The sequence below is a fragment of the Paenibacillus sp. FSL R5-0490 genome, from assembly GCF_001956215.1.
Classification (GTDB): Bacteria; Bacillota; Bacilli; order Bacillales; family Cytobacillaceae; genus Cytobacillus.
The window spans coordinates 151,806-175,948 of record NZ_MRTQ01000009.1 but is presented as its reverse complement, the minus strand read 5'-3'; the positions used below and the strand labels follow the sequence as shown (position 1 = coordinate 175,948).

Annotated in this window: 30 protein-coding genes; 6 read left to right on the top strand and 24 right to left on the bottom strand. The window is 41.4% G+C overall.

What is annotated here, in order from left to right; genetic code table 11:
* Window positions 1–116 precede the first annotated feature (116 nt).
* The 4 genes from BK139_RS09865 to BK139_RS09850 form a co-directional block, all read right to left on the bottom strand.
* Window positions 117–605: a YpuI family protein gene (locus tag BK139_RS09865; RefSeq protein ID WP_076258152.1), complete on the bottom strand. Its 489-nt coding sequence runs from the start codon at window positions 603–605 to the stop codon at window positions 117–119.
* Window positions 606–633: 28 nt separating this feature from the next.
* Window positions 634–1,056, bottom strand: coding sequence for a hypothetical protein (locus BK139_RS09860; protein ID WP_076258151.1), 423 nt, complete (start codon window positions 1,054–1,056; stop codon window positions 634–636).
* A gap of 107 nt (window positions 1,057–1,163) precedes the next feature.
* Window positions 1,164–1,751 carry an SMC-Scp complex subunit ScpB gene (scpB, locus tag BK139_RS09855; protein ID WP_076258150.1) on the bottom strand — a complete coding sequence of 196 codons (588 nt, stop codon included), beginning with the start codon at window positions 1,749–1,751 and terminating at the stop codon, window positions 1,164–1,166.
* A gap of 1 nt (window position 1,752) precedes the next feature.
* Window positions 1,753–2,514: a segregation/condensation protein A gene (locus BK139_RS09850; RefSeq protein ID WP_076258149.1), complete on the bottom strand. Its 762-nt coding sequence runs from the start codon at window positions 2,512–2,514 to the stop codon at window positions 1,753–1,755.
* A gap of 211 nt (window positions 2,515–2,725) precedes the next feature.
* Between BK139_RS09850 and BK139_RS09845 the strand changes: the two genes are divergently transcribed.
* Entirely contained in the window at window positions 2,726–2,824 is a 99-nt protein-coding gene (locus BK139_RS09845; protein ID WP_076258148.1) for a YjcZ family sporulation protein, read from the top strand.
* A gap of 192 nt (window positions 2,825–3,016) precedes the next feature.
* Window positions 3,017–3,538, top strand: coding sequence for a DUF309 domain-containing protein (locus BK139_RS09840; protein ID WP_076258147.1), 522 nt, complete (start codon window positions 3,017–3,019; stop codon window positions 3,536–3,538).
* Window positions 3,539–3,635: 97 nt separating this feature from the next.
* On the opposite strand, the gene BK139_RS09835 is transcribed toward BK139_RS09840, so the two are convergent.
* Window positions 3,636–3,983, bottom strand: coding sequence for a GNAT family N-acetyltransferase (locus BK139_RS09835; RefSeq protein WP_035330083.1), 348 nt, complete (start codon window positions 3,981–3,983; stop codon window positions 3,636–3,638).
* Window positions 3,984–4,461: 478 nt separating this feature from the next.
* On the opposite strand from BK139_RS09835, the gene BK139_RS09830 reads away from it, so the two are divergent.
* Entirely contained in the window at window positions 4,462–5,331 is an 870-nt protein-coding gene (locus tag BK139_RS09830) for a DUF1002 domain-containing protein (protein ID WP_076258146.1), read from the top strand.
* Between the two features lie 28 nt (window positions 5,332–5,359).
* On the opposite strand, the gene lysA is transcribed toward BK139_RS09830, so the two are convergent.
* The 16 genes from lysA to spoIIM form a co-directional block, all read right to left on the bottom strand.
* Complete coding sequence (gene lysA, locus BK139_RS09825; RefSeq protein ID WP_076258145.1) at window positions 5,360–6,679, bottom strand: diaminopimelate decarboxylase; 1,320 nt, start codon at window positions 6,677–6,679, stop codon at window positions 5,360–5,362.
* 172 nt (window positions 6,680–6,851) lie between these two features.
* The gene (locus BK139_RS09820; RefSeq protein WP_076258144.1) at window positions 6,852–8,336 is read right to left on the bottom strand and encodes a spore germination protein; all 1,485 of its coding nucleotides are present in this window, start codon (window positions 8,334–8,336) and stop codon (window positions 6,852–6,854) included.
* Window positions 8,311–8,898: a stage V sporulation protein SpoVABEA gene (gene spoVAEA / locus BK139_RS09815; protein WP_048008111.1), complete on the bottom strand. Its 588-nt coding sequence runs from the start codon at window positions 8,896–8,898 to the stop codon at window positions 8,311–8,313. Before spoVAEA ends, BK139_RS09820 begins: the two co-directional genes overlap by 26 nt.
* Before the next feature lie 54 nt (window positions 8,899–8,952).
* Complete coding sequence (locus tag BK139_RS09810) at window positions 8,953–9,375, bottom strand: stage V sporulation protein AB (RefSeq protein WP_076258143.1); 423 nt, start codon at window positions 9,373–9,375, stop codon at window positions 8,953–8,955.
* Window positions 9,365–9,985 carry a stage V sporulation protein AA gene (locus BK139_RS09805; protein ID WP_076258163.1) on the bottom strand — a complete coding sequence of 207 codons (621 nt, stop codon included), beginning with the start codon at window positions 9,983–9,985 and terminating at the stop codon, window positions 9,365–9,367. The genes BK139_RS09810 and BK139_RS09805 overlap by 11 nt, the downstream gene beginning before the upstream one ends.
* A 421-nt stretch (window positions 9,986–10,406) precedes the next feature.
* Window positions 10,407–11,165, bottom strand: coding sequence for an RNA polymerase sporulation sigma factor SigF (gene sigF, locus BK139_RS09800; RefSeq protein WP_076258142.1), 759 nt, complete (start codon window positions 11,163–11,165; stop codon window positions 10,407–10,409).
* Between the two features lie 12 nt (window positions 11,166–11,177).
* A complete protein-coding gene (gene spoIIAB / locus BK139_RS09795; RefSeq protein ID WP_076258141.1) occupies window positions 11,178–11,618 on the bottom strand; it encodes an anti-sigma F factor in 441 nt (146 codons plus the stop codon).
* A 3-nt stretch (window positions 11,619–11,621) separates the two neighbouring features.
* A complete protein-coding gene (gene spoIIAA, locus BK139_RS09790) occupies window positions 11,622–11,972 on the bottom strand; it encodes an anti-sigma F factor antagonist (RefSeq protein WP_076258140.1) in 351 nt (116 codons plus the stop codon).
* A gap of 438 nt (window positions 11,973–12,410) precedes the next feature.
* Window positions 12,411–13,574 carry a D-alanyl-D-alanine carboxypeptidase family protein gene (locus BK139_RS09785; protein WP_048008108.1) on the bottom strand — a complete coding sequence of 388 codons (1,164 nt, stop codon included), beginning with the start codon at window positions 13,572–13,574 and terminating at the stop codon, window positions 12,411–12,413.
* 148 nt (window positions 13,575–13,722) lie between these two features.
* Complete coding sequence (locus BK139_RS09780) at window positions 13,723–15,027, bottom strand: pyrimidine-nucleoside phosphorylase (protein WP_076258139.1); 1,305 nt, start codon at window positions 15,025–15,027, stop codon at window positions 13,723–13,725.
* 94 nt (window positions 15,028–15,121) lie between these two features.
* Complete coding sequence (locus BK139_RS09775) at window positions 15,122–15,943, bottom strand: purine-nucleoside phosphorylase (protein ID WP_035330071.1); 822 nt, start codon at window positions 15,941–15,943, stop codon at window positions 15,122–15,124.
* Window positions 15,944–15,975: 32 nt separating this feature from the next.
* Window positions 15,976–17,160 (bottom strand): phosphopentomutase, encoded by a 1,185-nt coding sequence (deoB, locus tag BK139_RS09770; RefSeq protein ID WP_076258138.1) that lies wholly within the window; start codon window positions 17,158–17,160, stop codon window positions 15,976–15,978.
* A gap of 255 nt (window positions 17,161–17,415) precedes the next feature.
* Window positions 17,416–18,309, bottom strand: coding sequence for a site-specific tyrosine recombinase XerD (gene xerD / locus BK139_RS09765; RefSeq protein ID WP_076258137.1), 894 nt, complete (start codon window positions 18,307–18,309; stop codon window positions 17,416–17,418).
* 9 nt (window positions 18,310–18,318) lie between these two features.
* A complete protein-coding gene (locus tag BK139_RS09760; protein WP_035330067.1) occupies window positions 18,319–18,546 on the bottom strand; it encodes a YqzK family protein in 228 nt (75 codons plus the stop codon).
* A gap of 191 nt (window positions 18,547–18,737) precedes the next feature.
* A complete protein-coding gene (gene fur / locus BK139_RS09755; RefSeq protein ID WP_076258136.1) occupies window positions 18,738–19,211 on the bottom strand; it encodes a ferric iron uptake transcriptional regulator in 474 nt (157 codons plus the stop codon).
* Window positions 19,212–19,442: 231 nt separating this feature from the next.
* On the bottom strand, window positions 19,443–20,087 hold the full coding sequence (gene spoIIM / locus BK139_RS09750) for a stage II sporulation protein M (RefSeq protein WP_076258135.1): 645 nt from the start codon (window positions 20,085–20,087) through the stop codon (window positions 19,443–19,445).
* A 174-nt stretch (window positions 20,088–20,261) separates the two neighbouring features.
* On the opposite strand from spoIIM, the gene BK139_RS09745 reads away from it, so the two are divergent.
* Entirely contained in the window at window positions 20,262–20,834 is a 573-nt protein-coding gene (locus BK139_RS09745) for a GNAT family N-acetyltransferase (protein ID WP_076258134.1), read from the top strand.
* Between the two features lie 21 nt (window positions 20,835–20,855).
* Here BK139_RS09745 and BK139_RS09740 read toward each other — a convergent pair whose 3' ends face one another.
* Window positions 20,856–22,022, bottom strand: coding sequence for an endonuclease Q family protein (locus BK139_RS09740; RefSeq protein WP_076258133.1), 1,167 nt, complete (start codon window positions 22,020–22,022; stop codon window positions 20,856–20,858).
* Between the two features lies 1 nt (window position 22,023).
* Window positions 22,024–22,575: an NUDIX hydrolase gene (locus BK139_RS09735; protein ID WP_076258132.1), complete on the bottom strand. Its 552-nt coding sequence runs from the start codon at window positions 22,573–22,575 to the stop codon at window positions 22,024–22,026.
* A 77-nt stretch (window positions 22,576–22,652) separates the two neighbouring features.
* Between BK139_RS09735 and mciZ the strand changes: the two genes are divergently transcribed.
* Both mciZ and BK139_RS09725 read left to right on the top strand, forming a co-directional pair.
* Window positions 22,653–22,787, top strand: coding sequence for a Z-ring formation inhibitor MciZ (gene mciZ / locus BK139_RS09730; protein ID WP_076258131.1), 135 nt, complete (start codon window positions 22,653–22,655; stop codon window positions 22,785–22,787).
* Window positions 22,788–22,859: 72 nt separating this feature from the next.
* Window positions 22,860–23,783 carry an aldo/keto reductase gene (locus tag BK139_RS09725; protein ID WP_076258130.1) on the top strand — a complete coding sequence of 308 codons (924 nt, stop codon included), beginning with the start codon at window positions 22,860–22,862 and terminating at the stop codon, window positions 23,781–23,783.
* A 63-nt stretch (window positions 23,784–23,846) separates the two neighbouring features.
* On the opposite strand, the gene BK139_RS09720 is transcribed toward BK139_RS09725, so the two are convergent.
* Entirely contained in the window at window positions 23,847–24,092 is a 246-nt protein-coding gene (locus BK139_RS09720) for a YqkE family protein (RefSeq protein WP_048008097.1), read from the bottom strand.
* Window positions 24,093–24,143: the final 51 nt, after the last annotated feature.

Genomic DNA, 24,143 nt, shown 5'->3' with positions numbered 1-24,143 from the left:
CAGTTTGACCCCCACTTATCCTCCTTTGATTCCTCTGAGTCTTGAAGTGGGGGTCTTACTGCCCGTTAGACTGCGATAAAAAAAGAACAGCTGCCTGCTGTTCTCCACTTCCAATGCTATTTTGATTGAATCATTTTTGTCCGGTAATCGGTTTCGTAATATTCAAGCTCCTCACGAACCCTTTGGAACTCTCCTTCCAGCTGCCTGAACATTGTTTTGAGGCTGTCCGGAACTTCATCATGAAACTGGATTGAGTTTTTTCCTGTATATGCTGAACGGCTATTCTCAAACCATGCATCATTTTTGGGAGAAAAAAACTCTTCAATGCATTGATGGTAAATCCTGTATAACGTCTTTTCGGCAGCCCCTTTTTGGAAAGGGTCACTTTTTAATATGATCGTGCTTGCATCAAGTCCTTCTTCACAATATACAAGCAGTTTTCTAACATGTGAGAGGATACTTTTATAATAATTCGCATTCCCTTGTTGTTCTGCTTCAAGATCTTTTATTGTTGTATTATTTAAGAAATCTTCAAATGCGGCAACGCTATTACCGAGGAAATTTTTCACATCTTCCATCTGTGATTTAACAATTGAATTCCCCATCCATTACACCCCCATAATTATAAACTGGCTATTGTTGCGGTTGAACAATGAAATCTAAAGGTGATCGCAGGTCATAGGATTTTTTACTCTCCAACGCTTCAAAAATGGAGGGAAGCATGGAAAAGTCCAGATCCTGAAAATAGGATGCAAAATCAGCCTTTGCATTAAGATAAATTCGTTTGCGATGTCTAAAACCCGGGTTCTTCAATAAACATGAAAGAGCAACAATATCCTTGAACTGAACTTCTCTAGAACCAGCCTTAAAGACTGGATCCTGGTCATATGGTGAGAACTCATTCATGGATTCATCAAAGAAACGGACATATAAAACTTGAAAAGTCTTCTCCTGTCCATCTTCTTCGAACACAATTTCACTTCTGTTAAAAAAATCTTCCGAGGTGTTTGGCTTTTCTTTTTCAAGCTCATATCCCCTGCAATGTTTAATCAGCAAGCAAAACCCTCCTATTTCCCGATGGTTTACAAGATTAATATGTATTAAAGGAAAGGGAAAAATTTAAATCTATTTTACCACACTTCCTATGTAATGTGTCAGAAAACTCAAGAATCGAGCTCCTGGAACTTTTCAAAGAATAAATCAGCCTCCTCCTGTAATGAATCCTCTTCTTCACTGATCTTATCAGGGAGAGGCGGAAGCTCTTCTATGCTTTTAAGGCCAAAATAATCAAGGAATTCTTTAGTTGTTCCATACAAATAGGCACGCCCTGTTCCATCTGCCCGTCCAACTTCTTTAATCAGGGCTTTTGCAGACAATGTATGAAGAGGTCGCTCTGTCTTGACTCCTCTAATTTCCTCAATTTCTGTCCTTGTAATTGGCTGTCTGTAAGCAATAATTGCGAGTGTCTCGAGGGCCGCCTGAGAAAGGGAAGCGGCAGAAGGAGACTCTACCAGCTTCTTCAGGTATGGGGAAAACTCCTTTTTCGTAACCAGCTGAAAAGTCCCCGCCAATTCAATAGCCATTATTCCGCGGCTGCCAGTATTGTAGTCTTCCATAAGACTGTCCATTATTTCACGTGCCTGATTCTCTTCCACCTCCAGCACATGGGCGATTTGCTTAAGAGACAAACCTTCATCACCAGCTGCAAACAGGAGGCTTTCGGCTATGCCCTTCCAATTAACGATCTCCACACTATTTTCCTCCTTCCATGGAAGCTACAAAAATATCAGAGAAATTTTTGTCCTGCTCGACCTGAATTTCTTTTCGCTTGATTAACTCCAGTACCGCCAGGAAAGTTACTACTATATGCTCTCTGTCCGATACCGGAAAAAGATCGGTGAACTTTTTCCTGCCTTTTATACTTCTTAACTGTTCCACAATTTCGGACATCCGCTTCTCAATGGGAATCTCCTGGCGGGCAACTTTTGCAGAAAGCGGCCTTTGCAGTTTCTTCCTTCTTAATAACTTTTGCAAAGCGCCAAGCATATCATAAAGACTTACATTCAAATCAGCTTTTTCCTGCTGTGTTTCATTCACAAATTCCGAAAGGTCTGCAGGCGGCTTTGTATACATTAAACTTCTATCCTGTTCCCGCTCCTTAAGCTCCTCTGCAGCTTCCTTATATTTACGGTATTCAATCAGCCGTTCTACAAGTTCATCTCTGGGGTCTTCTTCCATTTCCAATCCAAATTCATCCTCGAGTTCTTCCTCATCATGCTTTGGCAGCAGCATTTTGCTTTTAATTGCCAGAAGCGTTGCGGCCATTACAAGATACTCGCTTGCTACGTCAAGCTGGAGCTCCTTCATTGTATGTATATAAATGAGGTACTGCTCGGTAATCTCCGATACAGGAATGTCATAGATATCAATTTCCAGCCTGTTAATAAGGTGAAGAAGAAGATCCAGAGGCCCCTCGAAAGCATCTATTTTGACGTTATAATGATCATATTGCATAAAATACCCACCAAATTTTCCTAATATAAATTCCCTTAAATGCCAAAAGGCTATATCTAGTATAGATTATTCATGGATGTTATCCAATAGAAAAATAACCCTGATGTCAGCAATGCCCCTGCTTCATTCGTGAATTTTTTTAATCCGCCCAATCAATAAGGCAATTGCCTACATACGATGTAGGGAAATAAAGATACAGGAGGTATTTTATATGTCTAATACTGGATTTGGAGATTGCGGAACCGGGTTTGCTTTAATTGTCGTTTTGTTCATTCTATTAATTATTGTCGGAGCTTCCTGGTTCTTCTAAACCTCCGTGTTTATTAAGCTGATTCTGCAAATTTGCCGATAGACATGGCTGTCCTGTCAGAAATCCAAAATCACTAATATTTATATTCTGATTTATCAGCTGTTAAAGCCCGGTTAAGCGCCGGGTTTTTATTTTTCTGTTAATCGATTGTGCTGTGGTAAAATGAAGTAAGAATTGTCAAGGAGTGAAAGTATGTATCCTGATAAATATATTGAGTTCCTGGTCCATTTTCATGGTGACCGAGATTATTTTGAATGTCACGAAACACTGGAGGAATATTGGAAGAGTACGGATCCAAACAATAAAAAGTCTGCATGGGTCGGATTAATTCTTATGGCAGTTTCTTTTTATCATCATCGAAGAGAAAATTTAAATGGTGCTGAACGAACTCTCCGCAAAGGAATCGTCATTTTGGAGAGCAGAGCTGAAGAAATACAGGCACTGGGTCTGGATACAGATCAATTAATAAAGGATCTTAAGAACAGGCTCGTACTGATTCAAAACGGCGGAAATTACTCCAGCGTTAACTTGCCAATTATAGATCCAATACTTAAGGAAGAATGTATGAAGTTCTCCGCATCCAAGGGATTTCCCTGGTGCTTTGACAGCAATTCACCAGATAAAGATATTGTGCACCGCCATAAAAGAAGGGATAGAACCATGGTTATTAAAGAAAGACTTGATGCCCTGAACCGGAAAAAAAGGCAGGAATAATTTATTCGCTGCCTTTTCCATGTAGCAAAGCATATTGCTGAACCCCGTTAGCAGTTAAGCTGACCGATGCGGGTTTGTGCAGGCACTTCCGCTTTTGTTAATTAACATCACATTTGCTTAGAAAAGATTCGGTTTCATCTGTTGCAGTTAAAGTTTTCCCAGGATATAGTTCATCCAATGCTTTTATCATCGTTTTGCCAATGCCTTGATGCCGGTGTGACGGGTTAACAGAGATATGCTGAATCTCCATTGTCTGATCACTTGAAGTAACGCCGACCAGTCCAATGATATCTTCGCCTTCCTTCCACAAAAACAGCTGCCGATTTTCTTCTGATTCATATTGCTTCATCGTCTGCTGCAGCCTTTTCAAGTCTTTTTCATTAGGCATAAAAGATAAAAGACCCATTGCAATTTTTTCAAATGACTTTTTATATCGAATTAGCATATTAATCCCTCATTATTTGAATAAAAACATCATAAACTATTTTTCCCATATTTTAATGTTTGTAAACTTTTCATAACAGTATATGTATTCATGCTGAATGTTGCTATTTTCGAATAATACCGGCTAATTCATTGCCTTGACGCCTTCAGCAAAGCCTATACTATAAAGAACCAGTAAACAAGTCCCCATCCGATGCTTAACACAAGCAATATTATAAAAAGAAGCCAATTGCTTTTTTTCATTCTCCTTACTGCCCCCATTTATATAAATCCTATGACTTACAAACTATCATTCATTTTACACTATTCTTTCTCATAATTCCATTCTGCTTGCTGAAATAGGCATTTTGAGCTAAGGTTTCTGTTAGAGGAGAGTTGAAACTTTTTCGCAGAAAGAATCGTCTATTTACAGGAAGCCATTAAGCGAGCCGCAGAACTGGCATAAATGGCTTCCCTATTTTGCTCCGGGAGGTAACCGCATGAAATGGAATAAAATGCTATTACTATTCATAATGTCGCTATTATTTATTTTGCCGATACAGGCATTTGCAGATATGGCGGAAGGTGATGTAATTGTCACTTTAGGTGAGAATCTATCAGAAGAACAAAAAAATATGCTTCTGGCTGAAATGAAAGCTCCGAAAGATGCGACCATCATTACTGTTTCAAATGAGGAAGAACATCAATATCTTGGAAATTATATCTCTAAAGCTCTTATAGGAACACGAGCGATATCTTCTTCGGCAGTCACAGTAGCAAAACAAGGCTCCGGTCTTGAAGTCGAGACTAAGAATATTAACTGGGTCACCGATGAAATGTACATTAATGCTTTGATTACTGCTGGTGTAAAAGATGCAAAAATTTATATTACAGCACCTGCAAATGTTTCTGGAACAGCTGCTTTAACAGGCATTATTAAGGCATATGAAATTTCAGCTGAAAAGACCATTCCTGAAGATGTAAAACAGGCGGCAAATGAGGAAATGGTGGAAACAGCCAAGCTTGGCGATTCGGTTGGAAACGAAAATGCAGCTGCTTTAATTGCCAAAATCAAAGAGGAAATGGCCAAAAATTCACCTGAAACAGATGCAGAACTCAGAACAATTATCGAAAATGCAGCAAAGGAACTTGGCATTACTCTGACCGAACAGGAGATTCTAAGCTTAATAGATTTATTCAACAAGCTGAAAGAGCTTGATATCGATTGGAATCAGGTCGGTGAACAGCTTAACCAGGCAAAAGACAAAATTTCCAAATACCTTGAAAGTGAAGAAGGCCAGGGATTTTTAGAAAGCCTAAAACGTTTTTTCACTAGTGTAATAGATGCGATTAAAGCCTTCTTTTCTTAAAAAAAATTAAGCTGCCTTAGCGGGCAGCTTAATTTTTTATTTTTTCATTAATCGGCAGATCCAATCGTAATAGATCCTCGTATGTTTCCCTTTTAACAACCAGCTTAGCCTCTCCATTTTCAATAAAAACTACAGGCGGCCTTGGGATTCGATTATAATTATTTGCCATGGAATAACCGTATGCGCCTGTACAGAAAACAGCCAGGAGGTCTCGATCCCCTGCTTTTGGAAGAGGCAAATCCCAAATAAGCATATCGCCTGATTCACAGCATTTTCCGGCAATTGATACTGTCTCTTCCGGCTTATCCAACACCCGGTTTGCCAATACCGCTTCATACTTAGCCTGATAAAGGGCCGGCCTGATATTGTCACTCATGCCGCCATCCACAGCGAGATAATTTCTTACATTTGGAACCTCTTTGCGTGACCCAGTCTGGTATAAAGTTGTTCCGGCATCTCCCACTAGGGAACGCCCCGGCTCAATCCAAATTTCCGGCATCTTCATGGAAAAATGCTTAGCCTGTTTTTTAACTTCCCCGATAATTTCTTCAACATATTTAGATGCATGAATCGGATCATCTTCTTCTGTATAGCGGATTCCAAAACCTCCGCCTAAGTTAAGCACTTTAGGTTCATATGCATGTTTTTCTTTCCATTCTGCCATCTTCTCAAAAATTTTCTTGGCAGCCAAAATGAAGCCTGTTGTATCGAAAATCTGAGAGCCGATATGACAGTGCAGTCCAAGCGTTTCAATCCAGCTTGAATTCAGAGCTATTTGCAGAGCCTTTTCAGCCTGGCCATTCTGCAGGTCAAATCCAAACTTTGAATCTTCCTGGCCGGTTAAGATATAGTCATGGGTATGTGCCTCGATTCCTGGCGTGACCCTCAGTAATATTTTTGTTTTAACTGCAAGAGATTCACAGATTTCCTCTAATAATTCCAGCTCATAAAAATTATCGACAACAATACAGCCGACATGATTCTTTAGAGCCATCTCAAGTTCTTCTCTGCTCTTATTGTTCCCGTGAAAATGGATTCTTTCAGATGGAAAATCTGCAGAAAGAGCAGTGTATAACTCTCCGCCTGATACCACATCCAATGAAAGTCCTTCTTCATCTACAAGCTGAACCATTGCCACTGTTGAGAAAGCTTTGCTCGCATATGCAACTTGTGCTTCTATTCCAAGCTTCTCGAAAGTTTCCTTAAAGCCCCTGGCTCTTTCTCTTATTAGTGCCACATCATATACGTATAAAGGTGTTCCAAATTGACTGGCGAGTTCGACAGTATCCATACCGCCAATTTCAAGATGCCCTTTGTCATTTGCCTTCATGGTGCCGTGAAAAAACATGGTTCCCCCTCTTCCTTTTCCTCAGGTGTCTTGCCCCCGAGACTGAACAATTTATGAAAGAAATAGACAGCACCCCAAGAGACTGTCTATTCTGTTTCCTTTAATCCTTTATTTAATTAAAAAAACTTTACCATATTTCGTGTATCTTAGCAATCGGCATTACGCGTATTTCTTATTTTACAGGCTGCTTGTAACGATTTTTAGTCTGGACAATACTTGGCCTGATCTTTGAACCGGGCATGGAACGGCGAATCAGGATTTGGGTTAAAGCCACCGGGCTGAATGGAATAAACGGCCAAAGATATGGTGTGTTCAATGATTTGATGCTTGCAAGCAGAAGAATCGTTAATGTAAGCCCTACCACCAAGCCTGGTGTATGGAAAATCGCAACAGCTATAAGAAGGCCAAGCCTTACAATTTTATTGGCAATACTCAATTCATAGCTTGGCGTTGCAAATGTTCCAATTGCTGCAAGTGCTACATACAAGATAACCTCCGGGACAAACAAACCGACATCAATGGCAATTTGCCCAATAAGTACTGCTGCTATCAAACCCATTGCGGTTGAAAGCGGAGTTGGCGTATGAATGGCGGCGATCCTTAGAAATTCAATCCCGACATCGGCGAGAAACAGCTGGACAATGACAGGAACATTCGTTTCTTCGTTAGGGCCCACAAACGCAATTCTTTCAGGCAGGAGTGAAGGCTCCAAAACGAACAAAAACCAAAGCGGAAGCAGTACAATCGATGCCAATAAGCCTAAGAAACGAATCCAGCGGACAAATGTGCCGACTGCCGGCGATTGCCTGTATTCTTCTGCATGCTGCAAATGATGAAAATAGGTTGTAGGTGTAATAATGACACTTGGTGAAGTATCAACAAATATAATGACATGCCCTTCAAGCAAATGGGCCGCTGCCACATCTGCTCTTTCCGTATACCGCACCAGCGGGAATGGATTGTATCCCTGCTTTAAAAGAAATTCCTCGACTGTTTTGTCAGCCATTGTAATGCCATCTATTTCAATCGCTTTAATTTCTTTTCTAATTAAATCAACTAAATCCTTATTCGCCACATCTTTTATGAAACCAATGGCGACATCTGTCTTGGATCTTTCACCAACACGCATGATTTCAAAGCGAAGCCGTTCATCTCTAATCCTTCTGCGGGTCAGGGCTGTGTTAATTATTATATTCTCTACATAGCCATCTCTTGAGCCGCGGACAACTTTTTCAGTATCCGGTTCCTGCGGGGTTCTTCCGGGATAGCTTCTGACATCGATGACAAGTCCCTCTCCCTCACCCTCGCCGACAACGACAATCAGGCCTGATAGTACCTGATCAACCAATTCATCCATTGTTTTAATGTGCTCAATGGATTGATGTCTCAGCCTGTTTTCAATGATTTTAAATAGGTTAGAGGAAAGTTTTTCACTGTCATTGATCCCCACCAGACCCTCAATGATGGCAATGATATAACTCGTATCGGTTAATCCATTAATATAATAGAAATGAACATCCTTCCTTAAGATCGTTAGCTTTCTGACACCCAGATCGAAGCTTTCTCCCAGGCCAACTCTATTTTTCATGTATTTTTCAATTTCATGGACGGACTCATATATAGGTATCTTTTCATCCTTCGTCTTGTTTCGTGTCATAATAGCCGCTCCTTTCCAATATAAGCTCTACTGCCTTTTTAGTAATTGGCGAACCTAATTCATAATGATCTTTTTTAGACATCTTTCCGATATCGCCAATTCCCACGATTATCGGCACATCCAGCTGATCAAGACAATAAACAGTATCACCATTAATTCTGCCAATTTCCATTTCGGGTACTCCGAACTTATCAACTCCATATGGAGTCAATTCCCCGTTGTTATCGATACATACATCTACTTTTGTCCACTCGGCCTGTCTTGTTTTTGAGGCAACTGCTATGACTCCCAGAACATCGATATCTTTATGGCATGCAACATACTTCAGCGCATTCTCTCCGGCTCCCTCCCCGATAAACCCGCTGTCATCAAACATAACCAATACGGGGTCATGGGAGACTTTTTTAATCAGCTTGACGATTTGCTGACCGTTTAAAACAGAAGGGTTTCCATGCGACAAAGATAGGCATCTTCCTCCGATTTCCTTCGCAACATGCTCCACTGTCTTTCTTGCAAAATCGTCTCCATCAGTTATAAGAATGACGTGCCTCCGTTCATCCATAGCAGTTTTTCCTTTCCGAATCCTCATTTTTCTTAAATATGCCCAGCCGGTTTCTTATTTATTTACAAAATAAATCCATTGAAACAGTGATCCGAACACCTTTCCAAATACAAATGCCATCAATAAAATCACAATCTTTCCATCTACTCCGATTCTCTTCGCAAGGATTGGAAAAACATTCAGCACTTCAGTTAAAGCTGCTGCCAGCATGCCAATAAATATGCCCGAAGCAAGCCCAATGGGTATCAGTAACAGGGCTGTCAGGTGAAAAACCGGATTCCATAAAGTTGCCAGCGCACCAGCCAAAGCTCCCATTACAACTGCAGCTTCATAATAATGGATCATCTTCATCGTTTTGCTCAGCTGGGTAAGCCTTGGGATAATGCCCAAAACAGCCAGGAAAGCTACAAAACCTGAACCAACAGCGAGCCCGCCTGCAAATCCTATGATCATTACCAGGACAACATTAATGGTCATCAAGATACTTCATACTCTCCTTGTTTTCTTTCAATGCAACATAGTTATCAAGATCAAGCTGATAATTGAACATTTCTACTTCCAGCGGGCTTGGTTCCTCGTTCAGCCGCTTCTTAAAAACATGGTTAAAGAAAATGATCATACCAAGCCCCAGGCCAATCGAATAGGGAATTTGAAAAATGAGAGGCCTGCTGTCCACTTCCCCGGTTATGAGAGTGTAAATTCTAAGCTGTACAGCCTGCATGCTCACGTCTTCATGAAAATTCATAATAGCGAGGGCAGCACCTATGAACAGAAGCAGCCAAACCAGCAGAAATAGAGGAAAAGATACTTTACGTTTCTTTGTAACAACCTCGACTATCGCTTGAGCCGGCCCGATCGACTGGACTTCAATATTTGAAAATAACTGGGTTATGGTCCTAATTACCTTCATAACATCAATTACGACAATATTCCGGTCCTGCTCGCTTACTTGATAAAGCGGAAGTGCACAAAGCTTTTCGTAAATGTCATCATCGGCAATGACCTGTGCAATATCTTTCAGCAGTATTCTCTGATTGGGCCGTATTTGCAGCCGATGCCGCAAGCGGATATAAACTGTTTTTTCCAATATGCTCACTTCCCACACAAGTGATATCCTCTTCGAATTTGGTTCGCCTATTTAGAGCTTTTCGCTTTTGTGTCTATATTTAGTATGAGTTACATATATTAGCTTCATGAACTCCAATAATTGGCTGTTAGATAAAGTGAAACTTCAATCAGTGGGGGTGTTCCTTATCCCCCACTGATTGTTAGTCGCGTTCTAGTGTCGCTAAGGTCTCCGCTAGCGCTTCGATCAATCGACACTACGAACCCGATTGGTTCAACTAAGCCTCTGCCTGCGCGACGGCAAGTTTCACTGTATCTCACCAATCGGGCCTTTACGGGCAGTTTTGGCCCCCACTTATCCTCCTTTGATTCCTCTGAGTCTTGAAGTGGGGGTATTACTGCCCGTTAGACTGCGATAAAAAAAATGAAAGACCGGATTGGATTTAAATATCCATCCGGTCTTTCATTTGCTGCAGTATCTTTTTTTCCAGACGCGACACCTGCACCTGGGAAATGCCAAGCCTTGCCGCTACTTCGGATTGAGTCTGATCTTTATAGTAGCGCAAGTAAACAATCAGTCTTTCCCGCTCATCCAATTCACGGATCGCTTCTTTTAATGCTATTTTATCAAACCATTTTCCTTCATTGCCATCATCAATCTGATCGAGCAGTGTAATGGGATCTCCGTCGTTTTCATACACTGTTTCATGTATAGAAGATGGGATCCTGCTTGCTTCCTGGGCAAGGATAATATCTTCAGGAGAAATTTCCAGGAACTCGGAAAGCTCTGTAACGGTTGGGATGCGGCCAAGCGTTTTTGATAACTCGTCTTTGGCTTTCCTGATTTTATTGCCCATTTCTTTTAATGAACGGCTTACTTTTACCGTTCCATCATCCCGTATGAACCTTTGGATTTCTCCAATAATCATTGGAACCGCGTAGGTCGAAAACTTTACATCATAACTCAGATCAAACTTATCAACCGATTTCAATAAGCCGATACAGCCAATTTGGAAGAGGTCATCAGGTTCATACCCTCTATTCAAGAATCTCTGGACGACAGACCAGACAAGACGCATATTTTTTTGAACAATTCTGTCCCTTGCACCCTGATCTCCGCTTTGGCTTTGCTTTATTAGCTCCTTGACTTCATTGTCCTTTAAATAGGTTTGGCCCTTCTCTGCTTTAACCTCCACATCCATAGCAAGACTCCCTTAATTGCATAGCATTTTACTATTTGATAAATGCTTCCTTAATCGGATCTCTGTGCCTATTCCCGGCTGCGATTTGATTTCGATTTCGTCCATGAAATTTTCCATGATGGTAAAGCCCATACCTGATCTTTCCAATTCAGGTTTCGTTGTAAATAATGGCTGTCTCGCCTCTTCCACATCCATAATCCCAATGCCCTTATCCTTAATGGTCAGATCAATGAATCCATCTTCAATCAGGACAGAAATATAGACAACCCCATTAGGATCATTTTCATAGCCGTGAATAATGGAGTTGGTTACAGCTTCAGAAACGACCGTTTTAATTTCTGTCAGTTCGTCCATTGTCGGATCAAGCTGGGCAATAAAGGCAGCAACAGTGACACGGGCGAATGATTCATTTTGGCTAAGCGCACTGAATTCGAGGTTCATCACATTTTTCATCGTTCAGGCAACCCCCAATCTTTGCAGTGCGTTTTCTTCTGTCGGTTCTAAACGGATTATCTTAAATAAACCCGACATATCAAATAGTCTCTGCACTGCTGGAGAAATCGCACAAACAACCATTTCACCATGCTTCTGTTTGATTTGTTTATAGCGGCCCAAAATCACTCCCAGCCCTGAACTATCCATAAAAGAAAGCTGCTCAAGGTTTAATATAATATGATGGATGTCATGATCTTCAATCGCCTTTGTCGCCTGTTCACGCAGTTCATCTGCCGAATGATGGTCCAGCTCCCCGCTTAAACGAATACATAAGACATCATGCTTTACTTCCAAATTAATGTTAAGACTCACTATCTTAGCCTCCTTATCTGGTATCCGCAACTGAAAAAGCCGCTAATGCTCATGCTTTTCCTCCGGATAGGATCATCCGGAATCTTATAAAATTCCGGTATCCGCCCTTATAGTGAGTCAATTTCGATGCCTGGAGCTTCATTTCCTTCCTGGAGACAAAACTAGTGTATTTTCGCTAAAAATAATAATCATAGGGATGTTTTTCGACAAAAATAAAGTGAAACTTCAATCAGTGGGGGTTTCCTTATCCCCCACTGATTGTTAGTCGCGTTCTAGTGTCGCTAAGATCTCCGCTAGCGCTTCGATCGCTTAGTTGAACCAATCGGGCTCGTAGTGTCGGAGCCGCAGCTAGATCGGGCAGTTTGACCCCCACTTATCCTCCTTTGATTCCTCTGAGTCTTGAAGCGGGGGTCTTACTGCCCGTTAGACTGCGATAAATTATTCAGTTTTTGAAAATAACCCCATGGATCGTTTAAACAATGTCCACCATGATGCTTCACTGCTGTCTTCTTTAGCAACTAAAGGGCTTTCAACTAAGACTTTTCCATCCTTTTTCAAGGTTAATGTTCCGATCTGATCACCCTTTTGGACAGGAGCTTTAATTTTTTTATTTAAAGTAATCTTCTGTTCAATTTCTTTAATACTTTCACCTTTTTTAGTTAAAAGGGAAATCGGTTCACTGGTCAGGGCTTCAACCATCTTCTTTTCGCCTTTGCTGACTTCTACTTTTCCAAGAACGTGATTTCTTTCGTACATTGGGTGGGTCTTATATTGGCTGAATGCAAAGTCGAGCATTTTAGTCACTTGAGCATTTCGTTCTTTTGAAGTCGGTGCGCCAAAAACCACGGCTATAACCCGCATTCCGTCTTTCTCGGCTGTTGCCGTCAGACAGTATTTTGCTTCAGAGGTAAAACCTGTTTTGAGGCCATCGACACCAGGATAAAAACGCACAAGGCGATTTGTATTGACCAGCCAGAATTTTTTATCTGTGTCTTCACGAAGATAGGCTTCATATGTGCCCGTAAAATCAGTTATTTTCTCATATTTAAGAAGCTCTTTGGCCATTATGGCCATATCATGTGCAGTACTGTAATGTTCCTTAGCTGACAAGCCTGTAGGGTTTTGGAATTGGGTATTTTTCAGCCCTAATTCCTTTGCCTTTTTATTCATCATTTCAACAAAAGCTTCTTCTGAACCGGCAATTCTCTCAGCCATTGCAACGGATGCATCATTGCCGGAACCAATGGCAATCCCCTGCAGCATTTGCTTGGTGGTCATTTCTTCACCCGGCTCCAGGAAGATTTGCGAACCGCCCATTGATGCCGCATATTCGCTTGTCCGGATTTTCTCATCCCATGACAGCTTTCCTTCATCTATCGCTTCCATAATTAAGAGCATGGTCATGACTTTTGTCATGCTGGCAGGCGGAAGCTGCTCACCGCTGTTTTTTTCATACAATACCGAACCGGTATCACGCTCGATAAGAATTGCGGATTTCACATTATCTGCTAAATCCGCGCTGCTTTCTCTTGCAAACCCGGAAGGAGCAAAGATTGTTGCCATTAATAATGCTATTAACATTAATGAGACGAGTCGTTTCATCACACAATACCTCCATTCTTTATAGCCTCCATTTTTTCCAGTTAAAGAAAATTTATACAGTCCAGGAAGACTAAAAAGAAATTAAACAGTCAGCCCCACGCAAAAAAAGCCGCCGGATATAACCCTCCGGCGGCTTCCTGATTCACTATTATTCAGTTATTTCTTCATGAATTAATACTGGTGCCTCCACTTTTTCTGTGGACAGTGTAATGTTTTCATAAAGCATAGTTCTTACTTCTTCTACACTTTCAAAATTGCTGCAGATGGTGACGAGAGATTCGCCCTTCTGTACACGGTCGCCGATTTTCTTTCTTAAAATCAGGCCGACAGCCGGATCAATTTCTGATTCCTTCGTTGCTCTTCCTGCTCCCAATAGCATGGCTGCAGTTCCAATTTCATCCGCAACAATCTCAGAAACATAGCCATCCTGCTTAGCTTCTAATTCAATTGTATATTTTGCCTGAGGCAGTTTCTGCGGATCATCGACAACTGACGCATCTCCGCCTTGTGAGCTTAGGAATACTTTAAATGTTTCTAAAGCTGAACCGTCCTTCATAGCATTCTCTAATTTTTCGCGCGCTTCCTTCAATGAATCCGCTTTTTTCGCAAGGAAAACCATATGGCTTCCAAGGGTCAGGCAAAGCTCAGTCAAATCTTCAGGTCCTTCGCCTCTTAATGTATCGATAGCTTCCTTTACTTCAAGGGCATTGCCGATGGCATAACCAAGCGGCTGGCTCATATCTGAGATGACAGCCATTGTGTTTCTGCCAACATTATTTCCAATGCGGACCATTGCTTTTGCTAATTCACGTGAATCGTCAAGTGTCTTCATAAATGCGCCGGCGCCTGTCTTAACATCAAGGACAATGGCGTCAGCACCTGCAGCAATTTTTTTGCTCATAATCGAGCTTGCAATCAGAGGGATACTGTCCACTGTGGCAGTTACATCGCGCAGTGCATATAACTTTTTGTCTGCAGGCGTTAAGTTCCCGCTCTGGCCAATGACTGCAATTTTATTTTGATTAACAAGCTTAATAAATTCTTCATTCTCTATTTCAACATGGAATCCTTCAACAGCCTCAAGCTTGTCGATTGTTCCGCCTGTATGTCCAAGGCCGCGCCCTGACATCTTCGCAACCGGAACACCTACTGCAGCTACAAGCGGGCCCAGTACGAGTGTTGTTGTGTCACCTACACCGCCAGTTGAATGTTTATCTACTTTAATTCCTTCTATTTTGGATAAGTCGATTTGATCACCGGATTCTACCATTGCCATAGTTAAGTTGGCTCTTTCGTTCTCTGTCATCCCCCGGAAGAAGATTGCCATTGTTAATGCACTTACCTGATAATCCGGGATTGAACCGTTCGTGTATCCTTTAATGACGAATTGAATTTCTTCTGCCGTTAACTCCAGTCCGTCTCTTTTCTTTTCAATAAGATCCACCATTCTCATCAACAAACACCACTTTCATTTATTTATGGCTTTATTCTAATCGATTGTTGTTTTGCTTAAAAAGTCAGCAGCATAACCGCCAAAATTAATAAGCTTAAGCACCAAATTCCTTAACGATTGCTTTCACATAACGAAGGAAGTCAGCTTTGACTTTTTCTGTTGTTTCGATTACTTCTTCATGGTTAAGCGGCTGGTCAAGGATGCCTGCTGCCATGTTTGAGATACAGGAGATTCCAAGGACCTTCATGCCTGAATGCTGTGCCACAATGACTTCCGGAACAGTTGACATGCCGACTGCATCTCCGCCCATTGTTCTCAGCATGCGAACTTCTGCAGGGGTTTCATATGTTGGGCCTGTATTGCCGACATATACTCCTTCCTGAATCTTCAGGTTCAGTTTTTCGGCTAGTCCTCTGGCAAGTTTTCTCAATTCTTTGGAATATGCTTCTGACATATCCGGAAAACGCGGACCCATCCGGGAATCATTAGGACCGATTAAAGGATTGCTGCCCATATTGTTGATATGGTCTGAAATTAGCATTAAATCGCCTGGAGAATAGCTTTCATTCACTCCGCCTGCCGCATTTGTAACAATGAGCTTCTCAACACCCATCTCATTCATAACTCTTACAGGGAAGGTTACCTTATCGAAGGAGTATCCTTCGTAATAATGGAACCGGCCTTGCATAGCAACCACTTCAATGCCGTTCAAGCGTCCAAATACAAGCTGTCCTGCATGACCCTCTACTGTTGATACAGGGAAATCAGGAATTTCATTGTACGGGATTTTAACCGGTTCTTCGATTTCGTCTGCCAATACACCAAGTCCTGAACCTAAAATCAGCCCAATCTTTGGCTGGCCTGTATATTTATTTTTAAGAAATTCAGCTGCATTTTGAATTTTGCTGTAATCCATTTTCAATCTCCTCATCTGCATTTGTAATGTAATTATTTCAGTTGGTTCAAAAAGCTTTTGCCATAGGCCGGCATTTTCACATTAAAGTTATCCGATATAGTCGCCCCAATATCTGCAAAGGTTTCACTGACCGGAAGCTCTTTTCCTTCTTCCATATCTTTTGAATAAACAAGAAGCGGAACGTATTCTCTCGTATGATCTGTGCCATGATGGACAGGGTCATTGCCGTGGTCTGCCGTAATTATTAATAAGTCGCCATCCTGCATTTTCTCAAATACTTCAGGCAGGCGTTCATCAAACTCTTCAAGAGCTTTTCCATACCCTTCCGGATCACGTCTATGGCCAAATAATGCATCAAAGTCCACCAGATTGACAAAGCTCAGTCCCGTAAATTCTTTATCAAACGTTTCGATCAGCTTATCCATTCCATCCATATTTGACGTTGTGCGAATGGCCTCAGTTACTCCCTCTCCATCATAAATGTCGGAGATTTTCCCAATTGCCACTACATCAAGTCCGCCATCTGCCATTTCATTCATTACTGTGCGGTCAAATGGCTTTAACGCATAATCATGTCTGTTTGATGTTCTTTGGAAATTTCCCGGCTCGCCAACGAATGGTCTGGCAATCACACGGCCTACCATATATTTTTCATCAAGTGTCAGCTCGCGTGCAATTTTACAGATTTTATACTGTTCTTCAATTGGAATGATATCTTCATGTGCCGCAATCTGCAGAACTGAATCGGCTGATGTATAAACAATCAGTGCTCCTGTTCTCATATGTTCTTCTCCCAGTTCAACCAGGATTTCTGTTCCGCTTGCAGGCTTATTCCCAATAATCTTCCTGCCGGTGCGTGATTCAAGTTCTGAAATCAATTCCTCCGGAAATCCATCAGGAAAGACTCTAAATGGAGTTTGAATATTCAACCCCATAATTTCCCAGTGACCAGTCATTGTGTCTTTTCCGTTTGATGCTTCCTGCATCTTCGTGTAAAACGCCATAGGGTTATCCGCTTTTTCGATTCCTTTGATTTCGCGGATATTACTAAGGCCAAGTTTGCCCATGTTCGGCATCTTCAGGCCATTCATTTTTTCTGCGATGTGGCCAATTGTATCGGCACCTTTGTCACCGAATTTATCGGCATCAGGCGCTTCTCCGATTCCCACTGAATCCATGACAATTAAAAAAACGCGCTTATATGTATATGCAGACATTTGAAAACCTCCTAATAATTTGAATACGGTTACAAAAATCATATTCGTATAGTACCCTTTTTAGGTTTATTTAACACTGATTCTCTTGCTGGAGCCGGGGTGTATACCGCCATTCCCGCGTTTTAAAACATAATAAGGATAGCCCTTTCATTTGTCAGAAGTCTGACATCTATATTTTACCTAATAAACAGGTAAAATGACAAGAAAAAGCTGCCTATTTTTATGGCAGCTTTATGACATTTGATTTTTTCTATTTTAAGCACGCGGATGGTATTGACTGTACACATCTTTTAGCCGTGTTTTGGTTACATGCGTATAGATTTGCGTAGTGGAAATATCGGCATGTCCAAGCATTTCCTGGACAGCCCGCAAATCTGCCCCATTTTCCAGCAGATGAGTGGCAAATGAATGCCTCAGCGTATGTGGAGTCAGCTCCTTCTCGATCCCTGCCTCCTTGGCCAGCCGCTTCAGTATTTTCCAGAATCCCTGTCTCGAAAGACGTCTGCCGTGATGATTTAAAAATAATGCTTCATCCCTATGCTTTTTAGAAACGAACTTGCCTCTTCCATCAGTTAAATACCTTTCAAGCGCTTCAGAAGCTGTTTTGCCAATAGGCACAATCCGTTCCTTGTTCCCTTTGCCAATACATCTTACAAAGCCCATCGTTAAATGAACATCACCTGAGTTCAGGCCTATCAGTTCACTTACGCGAATGCCTGTAGCATATAAAAGTTCAAGCATGGCTTTATCCCGCAGACCAAAGTGATCCTTAATTTCCGGAAGATCCAATAAAGTTTCCACTTCCTGCATGTTTAATACTTTTGGAAGCGAACGTTCCATTTGCGGTGTTTCTATATGGACAGAAGGATCATGGCCAACTGCTTTTTCGCGGAGCAGAAATTGGTGAAAGGCCCTTATGGAGGCTATATGCCGGGCCAGAGTTTTTGAGGATTTGCCCTGTTTTTTTAAAAAGCCGAGAAATTGGACAATTTGCATGCGCTGCACATTCTCAAGGCTTGCAAGCTTCTCTTCCGAATTGAGATACTTCAGATAACTTTTCAAATCTCTTTCATACGAGATAATTGTATTTTTGGCGAGGCCTTTTTCTACAAGTAAATAATGAATAAAGTCTTTTAACTGATCATCCATATGATAGCATTACTCCCCGTTTAAGTAGAAAAGAATTAACCGGTCCAGCAAGCTCCTATCTTCATCAGTTCCGCTCGCTGACACCTTAACAGCCGCTCCCCTTGGTTCGTCATAGCGGTGATAATCCTGGTATTCTTCATTTAACCACATAATACCATAATAAAAAAGGATTGTGCATCCAGTAAAAATCACAAATACTTTAATGGTCTGAAAAGCCATGCCCAGCCAGGATTTCATGGTTTGGTCCTCCATAACTTTTAATAAAAAGAAAGATATTCAGCTATCTATTATTAAAAGGTATGCCATTTTGGACAAGAATTATACCTGAATTTGAATAAATGATGTTTCTTCAGGGCACTTGCCCTTTTTGAAAACGGCTCAAAATAAAAAGCCTATCCTAATGTAGAATAAGCTTTGTCAAGAAACTATTAATTTTCATCTGCTTCGGTTTCATTTTCTGTTTGTTTATCCTGGCAGCGGTAGCAGATGCCATGGAACGTAAGGCGGTGATCTTTTATTTTAAAGTTCCAGCGGCGTTCAACCACTTCCTCAACGTCTTCAAGCAAATCTTCCTGTATTTCATCAACAGCTCCGCACTCAATACAGACTAAATGGTGGTGAAAATGGGCTGCCCCTTCCTGACGCAGGTCATAACGGGAAACTCCGTCACCGAAGTTGATTTTATCGACAATTTTTAATTCAGTCAGCAATTCAAGTGTTCTATATACAGTTGCCAAGCCTATCTCAGGCGATTTCTCTTTTACTAGGAGGTAGACATCTTCCGCACTTAAATGATCCTCTTCGTGTTCTAACAGGACGCGAACTGTTGCCTCTCGCTGTGGTGTTAGTTTATAGCTGGATGAATGCAACTGTTTTTTGATTCTTTCAATTCTGCTTTCCATACCGAAAGTCCCTCCCTCGCCACTAACATTCTCATTATAACAGAAATAAGTTCACATTCAAAATAAAATAATTATAAATAACAAACGATAATCAATTTAATATAATAATAATTACAATATTCTCTAAAACAGTTTTAAACCTCTTTATATGTACCCTATATTATAATTTTTATCCTTTTCCCGTACAGCAAAAAGGCAGAGTCAGCCGCTCTGCCTTTAGCATGATTTTTATCAGGATTGGATTGAACTTACAACAGACTTCATTAAGACAGGCGAGATAAATGCCTCTACCCCGGCTGCAGCGATTAGAAACAGAATGGCCACAGCAAAAGCAATCATATATCTTCCGAAAAGGGGCATCATGGGCTGTCCGGCTTTCTTCATAAATTGTCTTCTAATCATTTTTAAAGAGAAAGACACAGCCAGTGTTGCGGCGATTATAAAGATAGGTATGATGATCAGGTTCTGGGGAAGGACCGATACGAAGGAAAGCAAAAATCCTTCCCATCCCATTCGGTTAACGAGAAAGCCAACTGTAAAGCCAACCACCATGCCTTTCATAAATAAAAGAATCAGAATGACTGGCAGTCCAATTATGGAGATTCCCAAAATCCACATCAATCCTATAAATTTTGTATTATGGAAAAAGCTTTGTTTGAATAATTCATCCGCTGCTGCAATATGTCCATCTGATACTTGTCCAAAAAACTGAGACAGATAATAAAATAAATCTTCTTTTTGTGTAAAACTCAAGCTATTTACAACTATAGCTCCAAAAATGACACCCATCAGAAATAAAACAATAACAAATAAGTAGATTGAGGAATGTTCGCGAAAGTGGGCTGCTGCGGCGTTCTGGTAAATTTTTTTCTTCATTGCTCTTCCTCCTAAGACAAAACAAATTGGATATTAAATTGTATGCCTGTCCCGGAATTGTATGACAAAGAATTGTGCTGCTCACAATTGTGAAAAAAAGGTCTTGAATACTTCATATGTTTTTTGCTATAATTTTCAAAATTATTTAAATTATCATTGGGGGCGCTGGAGAAAATGGATCCGATTTTAATAGAGTTTCCAGAAAGAATTGAAACAGAAAGACTTTATATGAGGCCCGCTTTGCCCGGAGACGGAAAAACTGTTCATGAAGCTGTGTCAGCTTCAGCTGCCGAGCTTAAAAAATGGCTTCCTTTTGCACAGAATGAACAATCAGCTGATGAAGTTGAGTCAGGTATCCGCAATTCCTATGCCAAGTTTATTCAAAGGGAAGATTTCCGTATCCATATTTATAGGAAAGAAGATGATGTATTTGTCGGCTCTAGTGGCCTGCATCGCATCAATTGGGATGTCCGCAAATTCGAAATTGGCTATTGGGGAGATGTGAGGTTTCGGAAGAACGGCTATATTTCTGAAGCTGCTGCAGGCTTGACGAAGTTTGCCTTTGAGCATTTTCAAGCAAACAGAGTGGAAATCAGATGTGATCCGAGAAACATCAACAGCCGGAGAATTCCCGAAAAGCTGGGGTACACGCTTGAAGGAACCCTGATTAATGACAGTCTAAGTGCAGATGGAAAAGAGCTTAGAGATACTTGCATTTATGCTAAAGTCAGCAGAAAACAAAAATAGAGCCTCGATGGGCTCTATTTTTTATAAATCCACAATTCTGCCGTACTTGCCTCCGCCTCCTGCCTGGAGGTTCAGCTTTCCTTCACGCGCTTTTCCAATATGCATGGCTGTCTTCTCAGGAATTACTTTGCTGATTTCTGAGAAAGGAACATCATGAAGAATGGCCATTTCAGTTCCGAAATGATCCAGGAGCTTCTCGAGCATTTTCGGACCTAACCCTGGTATGAACTCAAGAGGGACCTGATGAATATAAGGCGGCCGTACAACGGGCAATCCTCCGGAAGATTTCAGTTCAGAGATCCGGTCAGCCACGCCTTTGATAAATTTGTGGTGACTGCAATTCCGGCATTTACCCTTCTCTTCATCAAAGGGGCCAAAACATTCAGAACAAACAGTCTGATGGTATTTTCCGAGCAGAGGATCCAGCCCGTAATTGGCTTTAACCCTGCATTTTTCTTTTCCGGCCAAAGCCTTGTGCAAATCAGCAAATGTAGGTGCTTCCATTTCCAGAACCTGATATTCTCTGGCGATCTTTTTTAGTGAATGGGCATCTGAATTTGTTAAGAATGTATATCTGTGAAGTTCAGCTATTTGATCAGCCATCATCGTATCTGCACTAAGCCCCAGCTCAATTGCATCAATTAAATCAGGATCAAAAACCTCTGACAGCGACCGCTCTACCCCTTTTCCGAATAGGCTTTTAAATGGGGTAAAAACATGGGCAGGAATAAAAAGCCCATCCAGTTCCTTTACTTTTTCCTGCAGCATTCTGCCTGAGGCATAAATTCTTTGAGAGCTTAATGTTATGTTCTTCAAATACCCTGTCAGCCAGGCAGAGAAATCCTTCATTGCGGATAGGGTTGGAAAGTAGCAAAGGACATGGATAGGGCCTTTGCAGGAATCATCATAAATTTCAAGCTCCGACCCGGGAATTATCGTCAAATCTCCGTATTGAAGGCCCCCGTCCTTATGCTCGGTTACAAAGCCTTTTTGGGCCAAGTCCTCGATTTCAAGGATGACTTCAGGAGAATGACAATCAATAATGCCAATGATATCAAGCCCCTTTTCATTGCGGGCATGCCTGATGATATTAGTGAAGGTAAGGGATTTAGCGCCTGTTATTTTAACTGGCTTTCCCGTAAACGTACGTCCAATATGGATATGAAGATCAGCAAAAAAGCGCCTCATGTTATTTTTTCAACGCCTCTTGAAGCTGCAGATATTGGATTGCATAAGCCGTTTTCGCATCATAAACCTTTTGCTCCCCAAGCAGGGATATGGCTTCCTCCAGGGTTACCTCCAAAAGGTTCACAAATTCATCTTCATCAGGGGATGCGGCATTTTCTTTTTTCTTAAGGCCCTTTGCTATATATAAATGTACGAGCTCATCGGCAAATCCGGGCGAAGTGTAGAATGAAATCAGCCATTCCATTTCCGTGCAGCCGTACCCCGTTTCTTCTTCCAGTTCCCTTTCTGCACACACGCTGGGTTCTTCTCCTGCTTCAAGCTTTCCGGCAGGAATTTCAGCAATAACCTTATCCAGCGCTTTTCGATATTGTTCAACCATCACTATTTTATTATCCTCTGTTACTGCCAATACAGCTACTGCTCCGGGATGTTTGATAATCTCCCGCTTCGATGTTTTGCCATTCGGCAGTTCAACATCCTCCACTTGCAGACTGATGACTTTACCAGTGAAGATTTTTTCCGTTTTAATTGTTTTTTCTTCTAGGCGGCTCATTGTTTTCAGTCACTCCTGTTCTATTCCGGTAATGATTGCTCATACATTTTATCATACTTGATGAGGGGGAGTATGGCATGAAGGTGTATGTCCATAATAGGGGGATTATTCTGGCCGGCAAAGCCTGGGAAGTCCGCGAGAAGCTAAAACAATACAGCAGGCAGTATGTCCTTGTAAAAGACTGGGTTGAATCTCAGAACATCAAAAAATGATAAGCCTCTAAATTTGAGTATGCCTCATTTGTTTATGTACAATTATAGAAAACATTCAAATGAGGTGGTTACTTGAAAAAGAGAAGACTTGGAAACTCAGACTTGTACGTAAGCGAACTGGGGCTGGGCTGCATGTCCATAGGCACCAACCCTTATAAGGCCCAGGAAATTATTGAAACGGCCCTTGAAGAAGGAATCAATTATTTTGATACAGCTGATTTATACGACTTTGGCGAAAATGAAAAGCTTGTCGGACAATCCTTAAAGAATGTCCGTGAACAGGTGATCATTGCAACCAAAGCCGGTAACCGCTGGAATAAAAATAAAGACGGCTGGAGCTGGGATCCCTCTAAACGCCATATCAAAGAAGCTGTAAAGGACAGCTTAAAAAGACTCGCTACGGACTATATTGATTTATATCAGCTTCACGGCGGCACGATTGAAGATCCGATTGATGAAACCATTGAAGCATTTGAGGAACTAAAGGAAGAAGGATACATCCGCCAATATGGCATTTCCTCCATTCGCCCCAATGTGATCCGGGAATTTGCATCAAAATCATCCATTGTTTCTGTCATGATGCAATACAGCATTTTAGACCGGCGTCCTGAAGAAGAAGCGCTGATTCTTCTGAATCAAAAAGGCATCAGTGCTGTTACTAGAGGACCGCTGGCCAAAGGGCTGCTCAGCGACAAAATGCTGGATAAAGCATCAGAATCGGTAAAAGAGAAAGGCTATATGGATTACAGCTATGCTGAATTGGAAAAAACGCTCACCAGCATCCGGGGAAAAATTTCAGACCAGCGCACCATGAACGAAATAGCATTTCAGTTCAATCTTGCGAACCCTGCTGTCGCTTCTGTTACAGCCGGGGCCAGCCGGGCTGAGCAAGTAAGAGCAAATGCAGAAGCAGCAAGAGCCATTCCTCTCAACGAAAATGAATTGGCTATCATTAAATCTATTGCAAAGCTAAATAAATATGAGCAGCATAGATGATAGAAAGTCCATAATTTAAGACAAGAAAGGGGCTGACGGAAAAGTCGGCCCCTTCTTTTAATGTTATTTGTATTCTTTCCAGTTAAGATCGCTTTCTCCAAGCAGCTCTTCAAAACTTTTATTTTTTTCGCGCAGTCTTCTTTCCTCTCTTTTTCTGCGCTCTTCTTCTTCCTTCTGTTTATCTTCAGCAGCCTTTAATTCCTGCTTTTTCCCTTTCAGCTGCTCCACCAGGTCCTGGTTCAGCATGTCGCCTAACGTGACTGGTTTGTCGTCTTTCTTAGGCTGGGAATGGTGTTTTTTCTTTTTCATTTAATCCCCTCATCAACTGATTTTGCCATTTATTATAGCATATATTATTAT

Bases quoted from the DNA above. Each gene is read 5' to 3' on its own strand.
- BK139_RS09830 (WP_076258146.1), top strand. From the start codon at position 4,462: ATGAAATGGAATAAAATGCTATTACTATTCATAATGTCGCTATTATTT.
- BK139_RS09845 (WP_076258148.1), top strand. From the start codon at position 2,726: ATGTCTAATACTGGATTTGGAGATTGCGGAACCGGGTTTGCTTTAATT.
- lysA (WP_076258145.1), bottom strand. From the start codon at position 6,679: ATGTTTTTTCACGGCACCATGAAGGCAAATGACAAAGGGCATCTTGAA.
- BK139_RS09820 (WP_076258144.1), bottom strand. From the start codon at position 8,336: ATGACACGAAACAAGACGAAGGATGAAAAGATACCTATATATGAGTCC.
- xerD (WP_076258137.1), bottom strand. From the start codon at position 18,309: ATGGATGATCAGTTAAAAGACTTTATTCATTATTTACTTGTAGAAAAA.
- BK139_RS09810 (WP_076258143.1), bottom strand. From the start codon at position 9,375: ATGACCATTAATGTTGTCCTGGTAATGATCATAGGATTTGCAGGCGGG.
- BK139_RS09850 (WP_076258149.1), bottom strand. From the start codon at position 2,514: ATGCAATATGATCATTATAACGTCAAAATAGATGCTTTCGAGGGGCCT.
- spoIIAB (WP_076258141.1), bottom strand. From the start codon at position 11,618: ATGAAAAATGTGATGAACCTCGAATTCAGTGCGCTTAGCCAAAATGAA.
- BK139_RS09735 (WP_076258132.1), bottom strand. From the start codon at position 22,575: ATGAGCCGCCTAGAAGAAAAAACAATTAAAACGGAAAAAATCTTCACT.
- BK139_RS09740 (WP_076258133.1), bottom strand. From the start codon at position 22,022: ATGAGGCGCTTTTTTGCTGATCTTCATATCCATATTGGACGTACGTTT.
- spoIIM (WP_076258135.1), bottom strand. From the start codon at position 20,087: ATGAAGAAAAAAATTTACCAGAACGCCGCAGCAGCCCACTTTCGCGAA.
- BK139_RS09760 (WP_035330067.1), bottom strand. From the start codon at position 18,546: ATGAAATCCTGGCTGGGCATGGCTTTTCAGACCATTAAAGTATTTGTG.
- BK139_RS09775 (WP_035330071.1), bottom strand. From the start codon at position 15,943: ATGGATTACAGCAAAATTCAAAATGCAGCTGAATTTCTTAAAAATAAA.
- sigF (WP_076258142.1), bottom strand. From the start codon at position 11,165: ATGGATGTGGAGGTTAAAGCAGAGAAGGGCCAAACCTATTTAAAGGAC.
- BK139_RS09865 (WP_076258152.1), bottom strand. From the start codon at position 605: ATGGGGAATTCAATTGTTAAATCACAGATGGAAGATGTGAAAAATTTC.
- BK139_RS09785 (WP_048008108.1), bottom strand. From the start codon at position 13,574: ATGAAACGACTCGTCTCATTAATGTTAATAGCATTATTAATGGCAACA.
- BK139_RS09840 (WP_076258147.1), top strand. From the start codon at position 3,017: ATGTATCCTGATAAATATATTGAGTTCCTGGTCCATTTTCATGGTGAC.
- BK139_RS09745 (WP_076258134.1), top strand. From the start codon at position 20,262: ATGGATCCGATTTTAATAGAGTTTCCAGAAAGAATTGAAACAGAAAGA.
- BK139_RS09720 (WP_048008097.1), bottom strand. From the start codon at position 24,092: ATGAAAAAGAAAAAACACCATTCCCAGCCTAAGAAAGACGACAAACCA.
- BK139_RS09780 (WP_076258139.1), bottom strand. From the start codon at position 15,027: ATGAGAATGGTGGATCTTATTGAAAAGAAAAGAGACGGACTGGAGTTA.
- fur (WP_076258136.1), bottom strand. From the start codon at position 19,211: ATGGAAAGCAGAATTGAAAGAATCAAAAAACAGTTGCATTCATCCAGC.
- deoB (WP_076258138.1), bottom strand. From the start codon at position 17,160: ATGTCTGCATATACATATAAGCGCGTTTTTTTAATTGTCATGGATTCA.
- mciZ (WP_076258131.1), top strand. From the start codon at position 22,653: ATGAAGGTGTATGTCCATAATAGGGGGATTATTCTGGCCGGCAAAGCC.
- BK139_RS09835 (WP_035330083.1), bottom strand. From the start codon at position 3,983: ATGCTAATTCGATATAAAAAGTCATTTGAAAAAATTGCAATGGGTCTT.
- spoVAEA (WP_048008111.1), bottom strand. From the start codon at position 8,898: ATGGATGAACGGAGGCACGTCATTCTTATAACTGATGGAGACGATTTT.